The 18088-nt window shown below is 33.8% G+C and carries 12 protein-coding genes; 3 read left to right on the top strand and 9 right to left on the bottom strand.

Annotated elements, in window-relative coordinates:
- The 6 genes from nagB to ACWA1B_RS13150 all read right to left on the bottom strand — a co-directional run.
- The coding region (gene nagB / locus ACWA1B_RS13175; RefSeq protein ID WP_456907582.1) for a glucosamine-6-phosphate deaminase at positions 1-1097 on the bottom strand (1097 nt) is incomplete at its 3' end.
- 121 nt (positions 1098-1218) lie between these two features.
- Positions 1219-2799 carry a RagB/SusD family nutrient uptake outer membrane protein gene (locus tag ACWA1B_RS13170; RefSeq protein WP_456907580.1) on the bottom strand — a complete coding sequence of 527 codons (1581 nt, stop codon included), beginning with the start codon at positions 2797-2799 and terminating at the stop codon, positions 1219-1221.
- Between the two features lie 11 nt (positions 2800-2810).
- A complete protein-coding gene (locus tag ACWA1B_RS13165) occupies positions 2811-5840 on the bottom strand; it encodes a SusC/RagA family TonB-linked outer membrane protein (RefSeq protein WP_456907578.1) in 3030 nt (1009 codons plus the stop codon).
- Positions 5841-6199: 359 nt separating this feature from the next.
- Positions 6200-7228 carry a glycosyl hydrolase family 18 protein gene (locus ACWA1B_RS13160; RefSeq protein WP_456907576.1) on the bottom strand — a complete coding sequence of 343 codons (1029 nt, stop codon included), beginning with the start codon at positions 7226-7228 and terminating at the stop codon, positions 6200-6202.
- A 94-nt stretch (positions 7229-7322) separates the two neighbouring features.
- Complete coding sequence (locus ACWA1B_RS13155) at positions 7323-8837, bottom strand: SusD/RagB family nutrient-binding outer membrane lipoprotein (protein ID WP_456907574.1); 1515 nt, start codon at positions 8835-8837, stop codon at positions 7323-7325.
- Between the two features lie 11 nt (positions 8838-8848).
- Positions 8849-12037 carry a SusC/RagA family TonB-linked outer membrane protein gene (locus ACWA1B_RS13150; RefSeq protein WP_456907572.1) on the bottom strand — a complete coding sequence of 1063 codons (3189 nt, stop codon included), beginning with the start codon at positions 12035-12037 and terminating at the stop codon, positions 8849-8851.
- Positions 12038-12307: 270 nt separating this feature from the next.
- Here ACWA1B_RS13150 and ACWA1B_RS13145 point away from each other — a divergent pair, with 270 nt between their 5' ends.
- The 3 genes from ACWA1B_RS13145 (at position 12308) to ACWA1B_RS13135 (ending at position 15683) form a co-directional block, all read left to right on the top strand.
- Positions 12308-13360, top strand: a complete 1053-nt coding sequence (locus tag ACWA1B_RS13145) for a sensor histidine kinase (protein WP_456907570.1) — start codon at positions 12308-12310, stop codon at positions 13358-13360.
- On the top strand, positions 13350-14051 hold the full coding sequence (locus tag ACWA1B_RS13140) for a LytR/AlgR family response regulator transcription factor (protein WP_456907568.1): 702 nt from the start codon (positions 13350-13352) through the stop codon (positions 14049-14051). Before ACWA1B_RS13145 ends, ACWA1B_RS13140 begins: the two co-directional genes overlap by 11 nt.
- A gap of 177 nt (positions 14052-14228) precedes the next feature.
- Positions 14229-15683 carry an MFS transporter gene (locus ACWA1B_RS13135; RefSeq protein ID WP_456907566.1) on the top strand — a complete coding sequence of 485 codons (1455 nt, stop codon included), beginning with the start codon at positions 14229-14231 and terminating at the stop codon, positions 15681-15683.
- 74 nt (positions 15684-15757) lie between these two features.
- On the opposite strand, the gene ACWA1B_RS13130 is transcribed toward ACWA1B_RS13135, so the two are convergent.
- The 3 genes from ACWA1B_RS13130 to ACWA1B_RS13120 all read right to left on the bottom strand — a co-directional run bounded on the left by ACWA1B_RS13130 (position 15758) and on the right by ACWA1B_RS13120 (position 17932).
- On the bottom strand, positions 15758-16255 hold the full coding sequence (locus ACWA1B_RS13130; RefSeq protein WP_456907564.1) for a hypothetical protein: 498 nt from the start codon (positions 16253-16255) through the stop codon (positions 15758-15760).
- Between the two features lie 90 nt (positions 16256-16345).
- The gene (gene fsa, locus ACWA1B_RS13125) at positions 16346-17002 is read right to left on the bottom strand and encodes a fructose-6-phosphate aldolase (protein WP_035646944.1); all 657 of its coding nucleotides are present in this window, start codon (positions 17000-17002) and stop codon (positions 16346-16348) included.
- A 126-nt stretch (positions 17003-17128) separates the two neighbouring features.
- Complete coding sequence (locus tag ACWA1B_RS13120) at positions 17129-17932, bottom strand: SDR family oxidoreductase (protein ID WP_456907561.1); 804 nt, start codon at positions 17930-17932, stop codon at positions 17129-17131.
- Positions 17933-18088: the final 156 nt, after the last annotated feature.

Raw genomic sequence — 18088 nt, 5'->3', positions numbered from 1 at the left:
GGATTGGCTCTTTCCGGACGGTGCGAATCGTCTGTATTCGGCTTTCCGCCAGGCCATCCTGTAATGGTGTGCTGCAGGACGTTGAACATGTTGATGTTCAAATCATAAGCAGAACCTTCCTGCGCCAGAAGATCAGACATTCCGTTATTGTTATAATCACGGTCTGTCAGTTTTAAGATCGATTGTTTCGTTTTTTGGCACAACCAAACAATTGCTTTGCTTTTTAATTCCTGAGTCCAGATGCATTCTCCAACCAACCAAGGCGTTTTGAAACGTGTCAGCTCAGAAGCTGCAGACTGATCCAATACGAAAGTTGCATTTGGATGATTCTGTAAAAATGTGGCAGGAACTTCAGAACTGATATCACCTTGGATTGTTCTCTTGATGATATCGGCTTTGTTTTGTCCCCAAGCCATTAATACGATTCTTTTTGATCTCATAATGGTTGAAACTCCCATTGTGATCGCACGTTTTGGAACGTTGTCGATTCCATTGAAGTCTGATGAAGCATCAACTCTTGTGATATGATCCAATGTGATGATTCGTGTTCCTGAATTGATGTGTGAACCCGGTTCATTGAAACCAACGTGACCCGTACGACCGATTCCCAACAACTGAAAATCAAGTCCTCCGGCTTGTTTTATATTCATTTCATAATCGATGCAATATTGATTCAATTCATCAATTGCAACTGTACCGTCAGGAATATTAACATTTTCAGGCTTGATGTCAATATGGTTAAAAAGATGCTGGTGCATAAAATAATGATAGCTCTGATTATTTTCTTTTGACATTGGATAATATTCATCCAAATTAAAAGTAATTACATTGCTAAAGCTTAATCCTTCTTCTTTGTGCATTCTCACAAGTTCCTCATATACCTTTATTGGTGAAGAACCTGTTGCCAAACCCAATACACAAGATTTGTTTTTTTCTTGCTTAGATCTGATTAACTGAGCAATTTCCTGCGCTACAATTACAGATGCTTCGGCAGAATTTTTGAAAATTTCGTTGTGAATTTTCTCGAATCTTGTCTCCTCAAATTTACCGGCGCTTTTATAGCTGATATCAGGTTTAATTTCTAAAGCACTTTTCATTTTTTTCTTTTTTTTGCTATATACAATTTTGGTTTTTTTAAATGGTATAAGTAACTCTCATTACTTATACCATTTTCAATTACTAACCAAACTTAAATTCTTTTAATCTTAAATTCTTTTTTTAGAAATTAGGACCTGTAGTATCCCACCAAAGTCTTGTTCCTCCGGTATCTGGTCCATTTAATTTTGCGATTCCGGAAGCAACCCCACCTGCGTTAGCAGCTTTCTCAGATGTAACATAATTAATTCTTCGAACGCCAAATTGAGTGGTAATTGTTCCTCCGCTATAATTTTTCAGAACTGGGAAAAGTTTAGGATAACCTGTTCTTCTGTAGTCAGACCAGGCTTCTTGCCCTTCTGGGAAACCAGCAATCCATTTTTGAGTAATGATTTTTTGTAATTTAACTTCATTTGATGCTGAAGCATCCCAAGCAACTGTAACATTATTTACAGCAGCCGAATTATTCTCAGGGAAGTTAGGGTCTACATAAGGAATAGCTGTTTTTGTATTATCTGCTATGTAAGCTGCCGCTCCAGAAGCTCCTCTTTGATCAAACGATGCTTTAATTCCTTGCTCATATAATGCTTGTGCAGTTCCATTCATATTCCACCCTCTTAATGCACCTTCAGCTCTTAAGAAATAAGCTTCTGCTGTTGTCATTAAAACAATTTCTTTAGATCTAACTACAGCACCTATTCCAGAAAAATCCTGATGATCTCCTTTACCGTTGATAGCAATACCTGTACGCACACCTTTGTATTGACCAGGGAATTGAGTTGATGTATCGAAATAAGTTGCAGTTCTAGGGTCTTGGTAACCACCTAAAATAGACTCCATATCAGCTGACATACGAATATCTAACCAAGAACCACTGATTGTATTAATTGGGTTTGTATAAACTGGAGATACAATTTTAAACAAATCTGCATTTGTAGTGAATACTCCAAATTTTTGAGCTACCGCTTTTTCAGCTTGAGTTTTAGCTAAAGTTGGATTAACTTTTACAATACGCATTGCAAGTCTCAAACGTAAAGTATTTGCAAATTTTACCCAAGCTTTATAATCTCCACCGTAAGCTGACAAGTCTGTACTAACAAATGTTGAAGGCTCTCCAGCATCTACTCTTTTAGTTAATTCAGCAACAGCTGTATCTAGTTCAGCAAACATTTGATTGTAAACCTCTTCTTGAGAATCATACGGGATTGTTGTTTCTGGCGAACCAAATTTAGAATAGATAATTGGTCCCCAAGTATCTGTAACTCTATGCATTCCTTCAACTTTCAATATCAATGAAAGTGCATAAAACTGATCGTATTTACCTTTTGATTTATTAGCGATATCGTATGCATTAAACATTACATATTTATAAGCATAATCCCAGTTGAAAACATTCCAACCATCAACTAATGAATAAGTAGTATTGTTAATACCTCCTGCAAATCCAGTTGGTGTAGCCATGTATCCAGACCAGATATCACAACTCAACCCTTGCTGCAATTGATAAACCCATTCTGGAGTCAATACTTGTATATTGTTAAACATTGGAGCGAAACCTCCTTTAATGTTATTAAAATCCTGTTCTAACTCCTTTGGTGTAAAACCATTTGGATTAGTATTTATCTCTTCAAAATCACCTGTACAACCTACTGCCGTAAGTAATGAGATACAGATAGCTGCTTTTGCTATTTTATTTAGTTTCATTTTTTTTAAATTTAGAAAGTTACATTTAAATTAAGACCGATACTTCTAGTAGATGGCAAGCCATAAATATCAACTCCTTGAAGACCTTGGCCAGTACTTAATGCAATATTTGGATCAAAAGGAGCATCTTTGTAGATAAAGAATAAGTTTCTAGCAATTAATGAAATACTAGCTGTATTTAAGAAAGGTAATGCTTTGCGGTTAAAGTTATATCCTATAGAAACCTCTCTAACACTTACGTTAGTTGCTGAATAAACATATTCACCAGTAATACCAGCTCTACCACCAACTTGTGTATAGTAAGATTTAGCATCCATTGAAGTAACTACTGTTCCATCAGGTTTAACTGCATTAATAGCAACACCACCTGCATTTCTAGCATCTCCAGTTGCTTTTGAAACTCCAAAAGAGTCATTTTGAGCTTGAGTCAAACTCATTACATCACCTCCAAAACGACCATCAAGCAATACATTTGCGAAGAATGGACCAAATTTGAATGAGTTAGAGAAACCTAACATGAAATCAGGATTAGAATTTCCTACTTCTTCAAAATCAGTTTTTTGGAAAGTTCCGTCGTCATTTAATAAAATTCTTCCTTGTGCATCTTTCTTGAAGTTAATACCTTCAATAACTCCATAAGGTCTTCCTTCGATTAATGCATATCTGTAGCTGTTTACTCCAGCCTCAGTTAAATTAACTCTGTTTCCAATGTTGTCAGGAAGCTCTTTTACTTTGTTTTTATTTTGTGAGAAGTTGATAGATGAATCCCAAGAGAATTTATCTCCTCTGATGATACCTGCATTTAACACAACCTCAATACCTTTATTCTCAATACTTCCTGCATTAAATCCGTAAAAGTCAACACCTTCTTGGTTTCCAACCGGAGCAACAACTTGTAAGTATTGGTTTTTAGTTTCAGAATTATAATATGAAACCTCAAAACTGAATCTATTATTAAACATTCTCCACTCTGTACCAAATTCGAATTCTGATTTTAACTCAGGTTTCAAAGTAGTTCCATTTTTTGGTCCGGCACTTGGTTTTGGATCCGTAAAACCTGGTCTGAAGTAGTACGTTGGAGTTGAGATAAAAGGAAAAATATCATTACCAACTTGCGCATAAGTACCACGTACTTTTCCATAATTAATCCACTCTGGCAATGTTGTCATTTCACTGATTAGAGCTGTAACCCCCACAGATGGATAAAAATAGCTTGATGTTCCTGTATTAGCCAATGTTGAAGACCAATCATTTCTTCCAGAAAGATCTAAGAACAACATATCTTTGTAACCAAAAGTTGTAGCAGCAAATACTGACTGTACTTCTCTTCTAGAATCTATTGTCTGATAGTTATTTGCATTATTTACAAAATTAGCTAATGTAAACCAGTTAGCATAAGTTAAACCAGCACTAATTCCTGAATCTAAAATTGTTTTTTGATTTGTTAATGTATTTGTGATACTTGTACCAACGTTCGCATTGAAAGTAAAATTATCTCCAATTTTTGTATTAATTGTAGCAATTAAATCACCATAACGTTGTGTACTCAATGAGTTCTCAGAGTAATATCTACCATTTGCATGAGAAAGAGTTCCTTGAGTTGTAGCAAATATTCTTTTATCAAAAAGACTTGTTATTCTATTATAGCTATATCTTGAAGCAATAGTTAACCAATTATTAGCTTTGTATGATAAAGACAATGCTCCATTAAAGTAATCATTTTTGTCTTCAGATTTATTTCTGTTGATAGCCCAATATGGATTTTGCATAATATCTCTATTAGTCATCCAGTTTTGCGCCATTAAATTTCTTGTTGGATCAAAAACCTCGTAGTTTTCTTTGTATTCATTAAAGTCGTAACCTCTTGGCATTAAATAAACACCTGTTAATGGGTTAAAGTAAAATCCGTTAACTGGTTTATTAGCAATTGTTTGACTTGTATAGTTTGCATTAGCTGCAAAAGTCAGTTTATCATCAAAAAATTTAGCAGTTTGACGAATTCCAAAGTTATTTTTCTTTAAGCTGTTTCCCGGAATAATACCGCTAGCTGATGTATTAGCATATGAAAAAGCTGTAGAAGATTTTTCAGAACCAAGTGAATATCCTACTGAAGTAATTTGTGTTACTCCCGTATTGAAGAAATCTTTTACGTGATCAGGAGAACTTTGTTTAGCTCCCCAAGATTCATCTGCTCCTGCAGCAGCAATATAATCTGTTTGGAATTTAGGAAGATAAGCAGCAGTTTCAAAATTAGTTACAGAAGAAGCAGCAATATTTGCTTTTCCTTCTTTAGATTTTTTAGAAGAAAGTAAAATTACACCGTTTGCTCCCTGAGAACCATATAAAACAGAAGCTGCAGCACCTTTAAGAACTGTCATTCCTTCGTAATCATCAGGATTCACCAATGAAATAACATCTCCTCCATCACGGTTACCTCCAGCTAAACTACCAAATGTATCATTAGGTTGTCCAGAACCAGAATTTAACATTGGAATACCATCAATAACATATAAAGGCTGGCTATTAGAAACAGAAGAGTTACCACGAATTACTACTTTTGTAGAACCTCCTGTACCACCTGCACTTTTCGTTACAGCAACACCGGCAATTTTACCCGCAATCGTATTAATAACGTTAGCATCTTTTACGCGAACTAATTCATCTCCTTTAAGCTCTTGCGCGGCATAAGTCAAAGATTTTCTAGTTTTCTTAATACCTAATGAAGTTACTACAACTTCACTTAAAGCATTTGAAGATGCATTAAGCATTTTTACATTAATAGTAGTTGCATCTCCTACAACTACACTTTGCGTTTCAAGGCCAACATAGCTAAAAACTAATGTCTGTCCTTTTTGTGCTTCGATTGTGTACAATCCATCAAAATCGGTAGTTGCTCCTTTTTGACTTCCTTGTACTAAAATAGAAGCCCCTGGCAACGGCATTCCATTAGAATCTGTAATCACACCTTTGACATTTTTTACTTGAGCAAGCGAAACTTGCGCCGTAAAAACAATCATAAAGATTAAGAAAATTTTTTTCATGTTTATTTATTTTGTTAGTTATGACGTAAAATTATTCTTAAGGCATTGTTAAAAAAAATAAATTATACAAACAGCTTAAAACTTTAAACAAACGACATAAAACATTCAATAATGCGTTTTGCGAAAACGTTTTCAAATAAAAATACTTGGGCATTTTTAATAATTTTTCGCATTATGTGCAAAAAATTTGCAGAATCAGTAAATAATACAAATTTTTTTCAACTATTTAAAATACAACATCTTAAATTAAATAATCGCTTCAAAAGCCTTTCAAAAAATTATACATTAACAAAATATTAAGAATTGTGTTCTCTTTTTACTTTGCAGCTTATATGAAAAATAATGTCGTTCGTATTTATTTAGTTTCCACAGAGATTAGTGGTCTTGATTTTTAATGATTTATATTTTTGATAAATAACTTCCAATAATGAATAATCATCAAAAGAATCTTCTGCAAGTTCCCAAATCATAATTCCACCCGTGTTCTGAGCTGCATATTCTACCTTTTGCGAAATGGTCGATCTTCCGTTATAATATATCTTCCCTAATTCATCAAGTTCTGCAAATTGTTTTCCTGCCTCAACAATTTGTCCATAAGTTGAACTTGTAACATTTGGATAAGTAAAATTATATCCATAAAAAGGTACTCCGAGTGTTAGTATTTCACTTGGAATATTTTGAAGTTTGTGCCAAAACTCAATTCCGTTTTTAGCAAATTCAAAAGAACTGTGCTGACCTGGATTATTTGGAGTCCACGGCCCTGTACTATCATAGGCCATAACATTTAAAAAATCAAATGCATTTAAAGCTTCGCCATTGATATTTTCAAAACGAGTATTATTAGGCAATGCTGCCGTCATAATTTTTTTATGTTCAAAAAGACTCTTTTTTAATTCGATTACAAATCCGCTATAACCAATTGTTACGGCGTTCCATTCGAGATCAACATCGACACCATCTAAATGATGAAGTTCTACAAAATTGATTATATTCTGAATTAAAGCAGGTCTGTTTTCTGGTTTATCAATTAACAACGACCAATTTGAGGCCTGTTCTTCTGAAATTACGCCTCCTGCAAGAGAAATACTTATTATAATATTAGGATTGACAGATTTGGCATATTTAATAAGTGCATCTATATCTCCTGTAAAAATGATATTTCCATTTTTATCCGGATTTGCAAAAGCAACATTCAGATGCGTTAATTTGCAAAACTGAATCGAAGTCATTTTATTGAAATTATCCGACGACAGATAACCAACAACTCTCGCCCTTTTAGGCTGGCGATCATCAATATTATTTAAATCTTTATTTGAAGTACAGCCGTAAACCGATGCAAACGAGCTGATAAACAAAAGAATGCCTAATAAGGCTTTATTATTGATCATAATTTTTAATTTTAAACAGAAGATTGTTTTTAATTTAATTAGATTGAAATAACACCTTATTAGGCATGACTCTATATTTTTAGGATTCTATTTTTTAGTTTGCATCCCACCAAACTTTATTTGTCCATTCATTCTTACCTCCCATTCTTGTCAAAGCTTCCTGAAAATTTGGTCCATTTTTCTGTGCTTCATCATTTGGATAATACAAACGTGTTGGTACAACACCACCAGTTTCAGAATCTGGATTCGTAATTGGCAATAACTTAGGGAATCCAGTTCTTCTCCAGTTTGAATAGGCTTCAATACTATTTAATAAATAAGTAACCCAAAGCTGTGTTGCAATTTGTTCTTTTTCTTTTCCAGCAACTAAGGGTTTATTGTTCAAATAAGTGTCTATTGCAGCTTGAGTTGGCAACGCAGCGCCATACATTGCAAGGTGTTTGATACCTGCTTCAACTCCTTTTTTATAATAATCAACAGCTGAACCTGTAACCCATCCTCTAAAAGCAGCTTCAGCTAATAACAATTGCGATTCTGAATAACTCACGTGCAAAAATGGAGTTGTTTTTAATTTCAAATAAGGCTGAATCCCTGAGATAGCATTAGATCCCCCTGGCATTTCCCACTGAAAAACTCCCGGAGTATTTCCAACATACAATTCTTCTCCAGGCCCTGGTGGTCCCCAATTTGAACTTCCAGTTTTTGGAGTAGCCAACATTGTTAATCTAGGATCGCCGTTGTTTCTTAAAAAATCGATCATTAAAGAACTGAAGTGGTCGCCATTTTCGTTTCCAATAAAAGCATATGACAAGCCGTTTCCTCTAAAATCAAGTGCGCCCGGCGTATCATTAAATGGATAATCCAAACATTTCATGAAACAGTTGTCTGCATTGCTTTGAAAAACTCCATTTTGAAATGCCGCTTTAGCTTGTTTTTCTGCTTCTGCCGGACTAACTTCAGAAATTCTCATTGCTAAACGCAAACGCATAGTGTTTGCCAATTTTTTCCATTTTGTAATATCTCCATCATAAAATTGATCTCCCTTTACAGCACCTCCACCAGCATTTAATTGAGTAAACGCCTCTTCTAATTGTTTAAAAAAGGCATTATAAATATCCTGTTGCTTATCATATTTAGGTGTTACAATTCCTTTAGAGAAACCTAAACCTGCTTCTGAATAAGGACAATCGCCATAAAGATCTGTAATACGCTGCACAATCATTACTCTCATAATTTTTGCTACTGCATTCATATTTACTAAAGTTGGATCGCCTGAGGTTTTCTCAATAATATCTACAACACCTTTTAATTCGTTGGCGTAACCATTTCGCCATAAAGCAGTGGCATAATCATCATTTTTTTTGAATTTACTTCCAAACTCTGTTACGTTCCATGCACCTGCATAATGCTGTACAAATCCTCCCGAATAAATCAAGTTGGCTCGCCATTGATAATAACCGTCACCAGACATACACAATTGCGCAAACGTAAGTTGTCCTGCAGGATTTGCAGATAACGCCACCGGATCTTTTTCCAGTTCGTCAAAATTTTCTGTACAGCCAACCAGCGTAAATATTGCCAATAAAGCTATTATTTGTTTAAATTTCATAATTTCTTTTTTTAGAATGTAATTTTAAGATTAAAACCATATGATCTTCTAAATGGCAACGAACCATATTCAAAACCTTGCCCGTTTCCTGAAGTGTACATAGACTCTGGATCAATGTTTGGCAAATCTTTATTGAAAGTGAATAAATTTCTTGCGAAAGCCGAAACATAAATTGAGTTAATTTTTGCTCCGCCGAAAACACTTTTCGGTATTTGATATCCTAAACTTACCTCTCTCAATTTCACGTAAGAAGCATCATAAATAAATGGCGCTGGTGTATTGTTGAAAACTGAAGTCCAGTAATCTTGCGGATTAACAGGAGTTGTATTTTTTACATAAACTGGATTAGCCTCTGTTCCTGTATTTTGAACACCATTTGCTACATAACCGGCAGTAGGAATCCAAGTTGCTTGGCTAAAGTTTGGATCATTTGCAACTGCCTGAGCTCTTGCTGCATTATATGCATCTCTTCCTTCTGTTGTAACATCAAGAAGTCCTTTTTGCGCCGCCAATGAATTTGTCATAGAATAAACATCCATTCCGAATTTCATATCAATTAAAAATTGGAACGTAAATCCTTTATAAGAAAAACGGTTTGTTAAACCTGCTGCCCAATCAGGAAGACCTTTTCCTAAAGCAACTTTAGTATCTGTATATAAAGGCAAACCATTTGCTCCAACGATCATTTCTCCAGATGGTGTTTTTTGGAAATCTTTACCAATAATAGTTCCGTATTGTCCACCAACTTGTGCAACAATTGCAGCACCAGCCCAACGAGCTTCAGAAATAGTATAAGTATCAATATCTGGATGCAAAGAAATAATCGAGTTTTTGTTTTTTGAAAAGTTCAAATCAATTCCCCATTCAAAATCCTGAGTTTTAATTGGTGTTCCTGACAAGAAAATCTCAATACCTTCATTGCGAAGTTTACCAGCATTTACAGAAATATACTCATATCCAGAAGTTGCTGAAGATGGTAAATCAATTGTTTGATCTGAAGTATCTTCACGGTAAACTGTAATATCAGCTTTTAATCTGTTTTTAAAGAAAGCCGTTTCAAGTCCGAACTCAATTCCTGTTTTAGACTGATACGTCAAATTAGGATTTGGTGCTGAAGTATTTTTAATGTTTACAACACTTCCACCATTATAAGAAGAATATGTAGTATAGTTTAAAGCATTTTTGTAAGCTCCTGGTGCATTTGAAACCTGTGCCCAAGATGCTCTGAATTTTCCATAAGAGAAAGCATCACTTTGAATATCAAATGCGTCAGAGAATACAAAACCTAACGAAGCCGCTGGATAAAAAGCATCTTTGTTGATTACGCTGAACCAATCATTTCTTCCTGTAAACTCCGCATACAAATATCCTTTATAATCGAATTTAGCAGAACCGTAAATTGAATTTGTTCTTGTTTTTGTATCCTGTGGTGCATTTTCTGTCTGATTAGAGAAGTTGCTGATATACTCTGTGCCCGGCTCAATAATGTTTGTTCCGAATCTAGAATTTTGCTGTCTTCTAAAATCTCTTCTTCCTGTTCCTAAAATTCCAGAGAGTGTCAAATCTGTAGCTAATTTTATGTTGCTGAAAGTGGCAATAAAATCAGTATTCTGTTCGGAAACTGCGATAGTTTCTAATCCAAGATAACCAAGGTCTCTTCCTGGCCAGGTACTTCCTTTAGCCATAAAATCTTTAGAATTAAAAGTATAAGTATCTAAACCTGTTCTGAATGTTAATCCTAACCAATTTTTAACTTGATAAGTTCCGGTAACATTCCCTATAAAACGGTTTTTTACAGTAGCATTATGATTTTCATTTACAACCCAATACGGATTTAATAAATACACATTGTTATTCCACTGATACATTGAACCATCTGCTGGATTTACAGAATTTTTAAGCCAAGCCTGATCAATATTTGGCGCCAAACCGCTTAATGAATATCCAACGTTATTTGGTGAATCTCCCAAACCTGGTCTGTTGTTCGTATTTTCTGCGATATAATTTACATTGGCATCCAAAGTAAATTTCTCTGATTTAATAGTACCATTCAAAGTAGCGTTGTTTCTTTCTAAACCAGATTCTGGAATCACATCGTCATTTTTAAGACTATTGAATCCAAAACGTACAAAAGCATTATCACTTCCTGCTGAAAGCGCAATTCCATTTGATATCGTAACTCCCGTTTTAAAGAAATCCTGAATATTATTATCTACTTTAGCATAAGGCCTCATAGAACCGTCAAATATTTTAACCTGTTGTCCAACTGTTTCTGAAAATTTAGGTCCCCACGCATTAGTTGTGTATCCGTATATTTCAGTAGGTGCTTTTGTAGGATCTGGTAAAATTCCGTTTGAGCCTGTGCCATATTCCGTTTGATAGTCATTGTATTTCGCATTTACTCTATCGAAACTCACACCACTTGTTAATTCAACCTGCAGTTTACCTTTACTTCCTTTTTTAGTAGTAATCAAAATTACACCATTTAACGCTCTAGAACCATAAAGTGCTGCTGCTGCCGCACCTTTAAGAACTGTTAAACTCTCAATGTCATTTGGATTGATGCTTGAAATACCGTCTCCGCTATCTCTTCCATCAAACCATTTACTTGTTGCAGCCTGATCATTATTCAAACCTGAGTTATCAATAGGAACACCATCTACAACATAAAGAGGCTGGTTACTCTCACCTATGCTTGATATACCTCTAATAATAACTCGTGTACTTCCTCCCACACCTGTTGCAGGAATCGATACATCAACACCGGCAACTTTTCCAGAAAGAGCTGTTGCAACGTTAGTTGTAATTACTTTATTTAACTGATCTCCTTTAACATCCTGAACGGCATAACCCAATTCTTTCTTTTGTCTTTTGATACCTAATGCCGTAACAACTACTTCATTTAAATTTTGTGCATCAGGACTCAATACTACATTTACTGTTGTAGCACCTGCAACTGTAACAGCTTTAGTTTTAATTCCGATATACGAAAATACTAGCACATCTCCTGTAGATGCCTGAATCGTATAGACTCCGTCAAAATCCGATTGAGTCGCCGTTTTTGTACCTTGAACTAATACAGTTACTCCAGGCAACGGTAATCCGCTCTCATCGCTTACCAAACCTTTGATAGTTTTCACCTGTCCGCTCATAAATTGCGTGGTGAGAAAAATCACAAAGATTAATACAAATTGTTTCATTTTTTCATGGTTTTTTTTAGTTATGCGATAAATTTATTGTTAATTTTAACATAAATAAAACAATTTATACAAACGGTATAAAACTTTAAACAAACGACATAAATCATTCAACATTATGTTTTACGAAAACGTTATTCTCAAAAAATAAAATACTATTTCACTTTTTTTACATTTTTTTATTCAAAAGAATTGCGTTTTAGCTTCTAATTGTTTAAAGTTGCACAATATTTAAACATTTGCTCAAAAAAAGCTAAATCCCAAGAAATTAAGTTGAACGAAATTCAAAAGCTAAAATTTGACATCAAACTTCAAAACCATATTTGGTTTTGGAGCATTTATTTTACTTTAAATTTCCTAAGATGGGGAGCTTATTTTAATGACTATCCTTATGCTTTCAAATCAAATTCGATTGAGTTTGCATTAGTTATTCCTTTAGTATATTTCAATTTGTTTGTTTTGGTGCCACGATTTGTCCTCAAACAAAGATATATTCTATATACATTTTCGCTTTTAATAAGCTTATTTGCAATGTATTTATGCAAAACCGCTCTTACCTATTATATAATATCTGAAAATATCTGGCCAGAAGCCAATCGGGAATATCATCCATTTGAAATTAATCATATTGTAGCCGTTTGTATTGGCGAACTTTATGTGCTTGCAATGGCCTCTTCTGTTTACTTGACTCTAACCTGGCTTCGTGAACGTGAACGAAACAGATCGTTGAGAGAAAATCAATTCAAAATCAAATTAAAGTATCTTGAAAATCAAATACAGCCACATTTTTTCTTCAATACCTTAAATAACCTATATGCCTTGTCGCTTGAATCTTCAAAAAAGGTTCCTGACGTTATCCTTAAATTATCAAATTTGATGGAATATGTGTTGTATGATGTAAAAGGAACAAAATTTGTCCCTTTGATTAAAGAAATTGATTACATTCAAAATTATATTGAAATTGAAAAGCTTCGTTTTGAAAACGTGGAAGTTACCATCAATTTAGAGTCTAATATTGAAGATATTGTTGTGCCTCCTCTAATTTTTATTTCATTGGTCGAAAATGCCTTTAAGCATGGAGGTTTAAATAATCGAAACCTGAAAATAAAAATCAATTGTAAAGTTATCGATAATAAATTGTTAGATTTTGAAATCCTAAATAATTTTGTAATTTCACAAAATCTAAATCAAAAAGGAGGAATTGGATTAGTCAATACTAAGAAAAGATTAAAGTTAATTTACAAGAATAATTTCACTTTAAAACAGGCAATAAAATTTAACTACTATATAATCCGTTTGCAAATACCTATTCATAATGAAGATTAAATGCGTTTTGATCGATGATGAACCTTTGGCTATCAAAGTCCTGCAAAATTACTTTGCTAATTTTACAGATTTTGAAGTAGTTGCGACATTCAATAATTCTTTGGAAGCACTTGATTTTATAAATAGTACTCCTGTTGATGCCGTATTTCTAGACATCAATATGCCAATGATGACCGGATTTGAATTGATCAGCCTCATCGAAAACAAAACCAAAGTAATTATAACCACTGCCTTTAGGGAATTTGCAGCCGAAAGTTATGATCTTGATGTTTTAGATTATTTGGTAAAACCAATACCATTACCAAGATTTATAAAATGCATCAACAAAATAACTACCGAATACAATCTTAAAAACAACATTAAGGTTGAAACAGCAAAAGGCGATTCTCATATTTTCATCAAAGTCGACAAAAAGATGATGAAAATTAATATTGAAGAAATCCTATTTGTTGAAGGAATGAAAGAATACATAAAAGTGGTTACTCCCGACAAAACTTACATTACGCATAAATCTTTAACTTCTTTATCCGAAGAATTGCCAATTGATAGATTTCTCCGTATACATAAATCGTATGTTATCGCTCTAAATAAAGTAAAATCTATCGAAGGAAACCGTATTCAGATACAATCTTACACCATTCCTATTGGCAGAAACTACAGTAAGGATGTAAAAAACAAAATATTGGAATAATTCGCCCTTCATTTTCTATTTTCTAACTAAGTTAAAACTAACACATTGTTGAAAAAATGATGCTGTTTGTTTAAATTTAACATTATTTGTGCCTTTTTATTTTTTTTTGCTATTCGTAACAAATATATTTACGGTCTTCAAAAAACAATATAATAAAAAATTAACCTTATTACAGTTATGAGTTCAGAAAATCTACAAACTAAGTGGGGACAATTCATCCCATTAGTAATCGTATTCTTCTTTTGGGGATTTGTTGCAGCCAGCAATGACATCTTAATCCCCGTTTTTAAAACAGCATTTCATTTATCCCAAGGTGAAAGTCAATTAGTATCATTAGCTTTTTACATCGCATATACAGTTGGTTCTTTAATTTATATGGGAATTTCAGTTTTAATTAAAGAAGATTTAGTAAATAAAATTGGTTACAAAAATGGTCTTTCATTAGGTTTGCTAATTTCTGCATTTGGAACATTACTATTTTACCCTGCAGCAAACACTGGATCTTTTGCTTTAATGTTATCTGGATTATTTATTGTAGCACTTGGTTTTTCATTGCAGCAAACCGTTGCAAATCCATTAGCAATTGCTTTAGGGCCAATTGCAACAGGATCCCAAAGGTTAACATTGGCTGGCGGAATTAACAATTTAGGAACAACTATTGGACCACTAATCGTAACTTTTGCTATTTTCGGATCAAGCACAGGAGCATCTACCTTAAGTATCGAAAGCGTAAAAATTCCATATTTAATACTTGGTTTAGCATTTTTATTAGTTGCGATTTTATTAAAATTCTCTTCATTACCAGACAGACCGGCTTTAATTGAAGAAGAAATTGCTACAGAAGGTTCAAACGCAAAAAAATCTGCATTACAATATCCTCAATTAGTGATGGGAATGATTGCAATCTTCCTTTATGTTGGTGTTGAAGTTTCCACAGCAAGTAACTTACCTGCATACATGGAATCAATTATCAATTTAAAAACAGGCGTACTTTATACATTACAGGAAATTTCTCCTTATATATCTCTTTACTGGGCGAGTTTAATGATTGGTCGTTGGACTGGAGCTATCGAAGCTTTTACAGATAAAGCAAGTTTACAACAAATTTTGCGTTTCGTTGCTCCTTATTTAGCTTTTGGAGTTTTCTTAGCTGTAAATGCTATTGCTAAACACGATTTAACACCATTTTACATCTACGGAGTAATCATTTTGGTATTAATTGCTGCAGATATTGCTAGTAAAGGAAATCCTGCCAGAATGCTGCTTATATTTTCAGTATTAGGAATTGTAGCATTAGCTGTTGGAATGTCAACTACTGGCATTGTTAGCATATATGCTTTTACAAGCGTTGGATTATTCTGCAGTACGCTTTGGCCATGTATCTTTACTTTAGCAGTAAGCGGATTAGGAAAAAATACAAGTCAAGGAAGCAGTTTCTTAATTATGATGATTATGGGAGGTGGAATTGTTAGCTGGCTACAAGGTTTTGTATCTGAGTCTATCGGTATTCATGCAAGTTATATCGTAGGTGTTTTATGTTTTGCATATTTGGCATTTTACGCATGGAGTGTTAGCTCAATCTTAAAAAAGCAAGGAATCAGCTTTGACAAAAAACTTTCTGGTGGTCACTAAGAGCTAGAAAATTGAAATAAAAAGTCCCGTTTTATAATATAAAACGGGACTTTTTTTATTTCGAATCAGCTTTTTTATTTAGCCGTAATAATAGCATTTAAATTCTTTTTAAAAATTGCTTTATTCTGTTCAGATAACTTATAAACAACATCTTTATCAGCATGAATAATAACTTTATCAATATCAGCTGCTAAAAGCGCTTTAGGGTCTTTTATTCTTAAAGTACACGCTCCATCAAAAAAACCGTCATCTTCAATTATTTTCTTCGCCTCAATAACAGTACCGTCAGTTAATACTGCCGAAATAGTCATTTCTTTATTCAACGTTTTCGAATAAAAACCATCCATAACCAACAATAGTCGATACGAATTTTTTAACTCAGCACCTTTAAACTCATGTCTGGTAATATTATACCGAAGACCTTTTGCCAGAGTCTGAAATTTAGTAGTACAATCTAGCTCATAAGTAGCTACATCACCTGCGTCATTAACGCTTGTCAAAACTTTTGCTGCTTGCGCATTGATAGAAATTGTAGCAGCGAAAAACGAAACCAGAACCAGAATAATTTTCATAAGCTATATTTTTACATTTACATAAAAGTAAAAAAAAATCGCCTTTTTCAATGAAAAAGACGATTTAAATATTTTATAAAAACCTAATTATTACTTGTTTCCTTTTTCAAAGTCAGCAACAAACTGTGCTAAACCAATATCAGTTAAAGGGTGTTTCAATAAACCAGTGATTGCAGATAATGGTCCAGTCATAACATCAGCACCAATTTTTGCACAGTTTACAATATGCATTGTGTGACGAACAGAAGCTGCCAAAATTTGAGTCTCGTAACCGTAGTTATCATAAATCTCTCTAATTTCCTGAATCAAGTTTAAACCGTCAGTCGAAATATCATCTAAACGACCAACAAACGGAGAAACATAAGTTGCACCAGCTTTTGCAGCCAATAAAGCCTGACCTGCAGAAAAAACAAGCGTTACGTTTGTTTTGATTCCTTTATCAGAAAAATATTTTGCTGCCATAACACCTTCTTTTGTCATTGGCAATTTTACCACGATTTGATCGTGCAATTCAGCCAACTCTTCACCTTCTTTAACCATTCCTTCAAAGTCAAGCGCATTTACTTCAGCACTTACATCACCTTCAACAAGATTACAGATATCAACATAATGCTTCAAAATGTTGTTTTTTCCGGTAATTCCTTCTTTTGCCATCAATGATGGATTGGTGGTTACACCATCTAAAACACCTAAAGCCTGCGCTTCTTTAATTTGAGCTAAATTAGCTGTATCAATAAAAAATTTCATAATCTATCTATTTATAATTGTGTGTTGAAAAATTCGGTGCAAAATTACAAAATCAATACCAATAACAGTTTTAAAATTTAAATCAATTTAACAATTATGTTTGAAATCTTGCTATTACCCTTATTTTTATAGTTTATAATGATTCATAAGCATTCTTTCATAGACTTTATCTGGCAGAGTACGTTTTAAAACAATTGAAAATTTCTGCATAAAAACACCAACTTTATAATGTATGTTTGGCTTCTTAGTCTGCATGATTTTATAGATTGCTTCAGCCATTTCATTCGGATTGCTTCCTGCATCAACATGCTCATTCATTGTTGCTAGTGTTTCACCGTATACTTTTTCATAAGCAGAGCCTCTTATAACCGGCGCATGAAAACGTCCTGCAGCAATATTTGTCGCAAAATCACCTGGAGCTACATTTGTAATCTCAATTCCAAACTGCTTTACTTCCATTCTTAGTCCTTCGGTAATCAATTCCAAAGCGCCTTTTGAAGCCGAATAAACACTTCTATACGGCAATCCCATATAAGCAGCAATTGACGTAATATTGATAATTAAGCCTGATTTTTGCTCACGCATTTGCGGTAAAACTGCTTTCATTACCTCAATTGGGCCAAAAAAATTAGTTTCAAAATTATTTTTGATTTCCTCCATCGGAATTTCTTCCAAAGGCCCGGTAATTCCAACTCCTGCATTATTAATTACAAAATCTAAACGTCCAGAAATCTCAATAACTTTTGCAACTGCAGAATGAATTGACGCTGCATTTCTAACATCTAATGCTAAAAGCGGAAAAATAGAATTAAGTACTTTTTCTGGATTTCGACTCGTTCCATAAACTATGTAACCTTTTTTATGCAAAAACTCACCAATTGATTTTCCAATCCCTGACGATCCTCCGGTAATCAAAACAACTTTATTCATTTTTCTAGTTATATGTTAAATGTTATCAGTTAAAAGCTATTTTTTGGAATCAAAAATTACTCAAATCGTTAGACATTTCTACCTTTTGCTAATATTATATTTTCCAAACGCCCAAAAATAAAAAAATCTCCCCGAAGGAAGATTAGATTTATATGA

Source organism: Flavobacterium xizangense (assembly GCF_054075145.1).
The sequence above is the reverse complement of the archived record's forward strand: the minus strand, read 5'-3'. Positions and strand labels throughout refer to the sequence as shown.

Coding starts and splice junctions, on each gene's coding strand:
- ACWA1B_RS13170 (WP_456907580.1), bottom strand. CDS start 2,799: ATGAAACTAAATAAAATAGCAAAAGCAGCTATCTGTATCTCATTACTT.
- ACWA1B_RS13165 (WP_456907578.1), bottom strand. CDS start 5,840: ATGAAAAAAATTTTCTTAATCTTTATGATTGTTTTTACGGCGCAAGTT.
- ACWA1B_RS13160 (WP_456907576.1), bottom strand. CDS start 7,228: ATGATCAATAATAAAGCCTTATTAGGCATTCTTTTGTTTATCAGCTCG.
- ACWA1B_RS13155 (WP_456907574.1), bottom strand. CDS start 8,837: ATGAAATTTAAACAAATAATAGCTTTATTGGCAATATTTACGCTGGTT.
- ACWA1B_RS13150 (WP_456907572.1), bottom strand. CDS start 12,037: ATGAAACAATTTGTATTAATCTTTGTGATTTTTCTCACCACGCAATTT.
- ACWA1B_RS13140 (WP_456907568.1), top strand. CDS start 13,350: ATGAAGATTAAATGCGTTTTGATCGATGATGAACCTTTGGCTATCAAA.
- ACWA1B_RS13135 (WP_456907566.1), top strand. CDS start 14,229: ATGAGTTCAGAAAATCTACAAACTAAGTGGGGACAATTCATCCCATTA.
- ACWA1B_RS13130 (WP_456907564.1), bottom strand. CDS start 16,255: ATGAAAATTATTCTGGTTCTGGTTTCGTTTTTCGCTGCTACAATTTCT.
- fsa (WP_035646944.1), bottom strand. CDS start 17,002: ATGAAATTTTTTATTGATACAGCTAATTTAGCTCAAATTAAAGAAGCG.
- ACWA1B_RS13120 (WP_456907561.1), bottom strand. CDS start 17,932: ATGAATAAAGTTGTTTTGATTACCGGAGGATCGTCAGGGATTGGAAAA.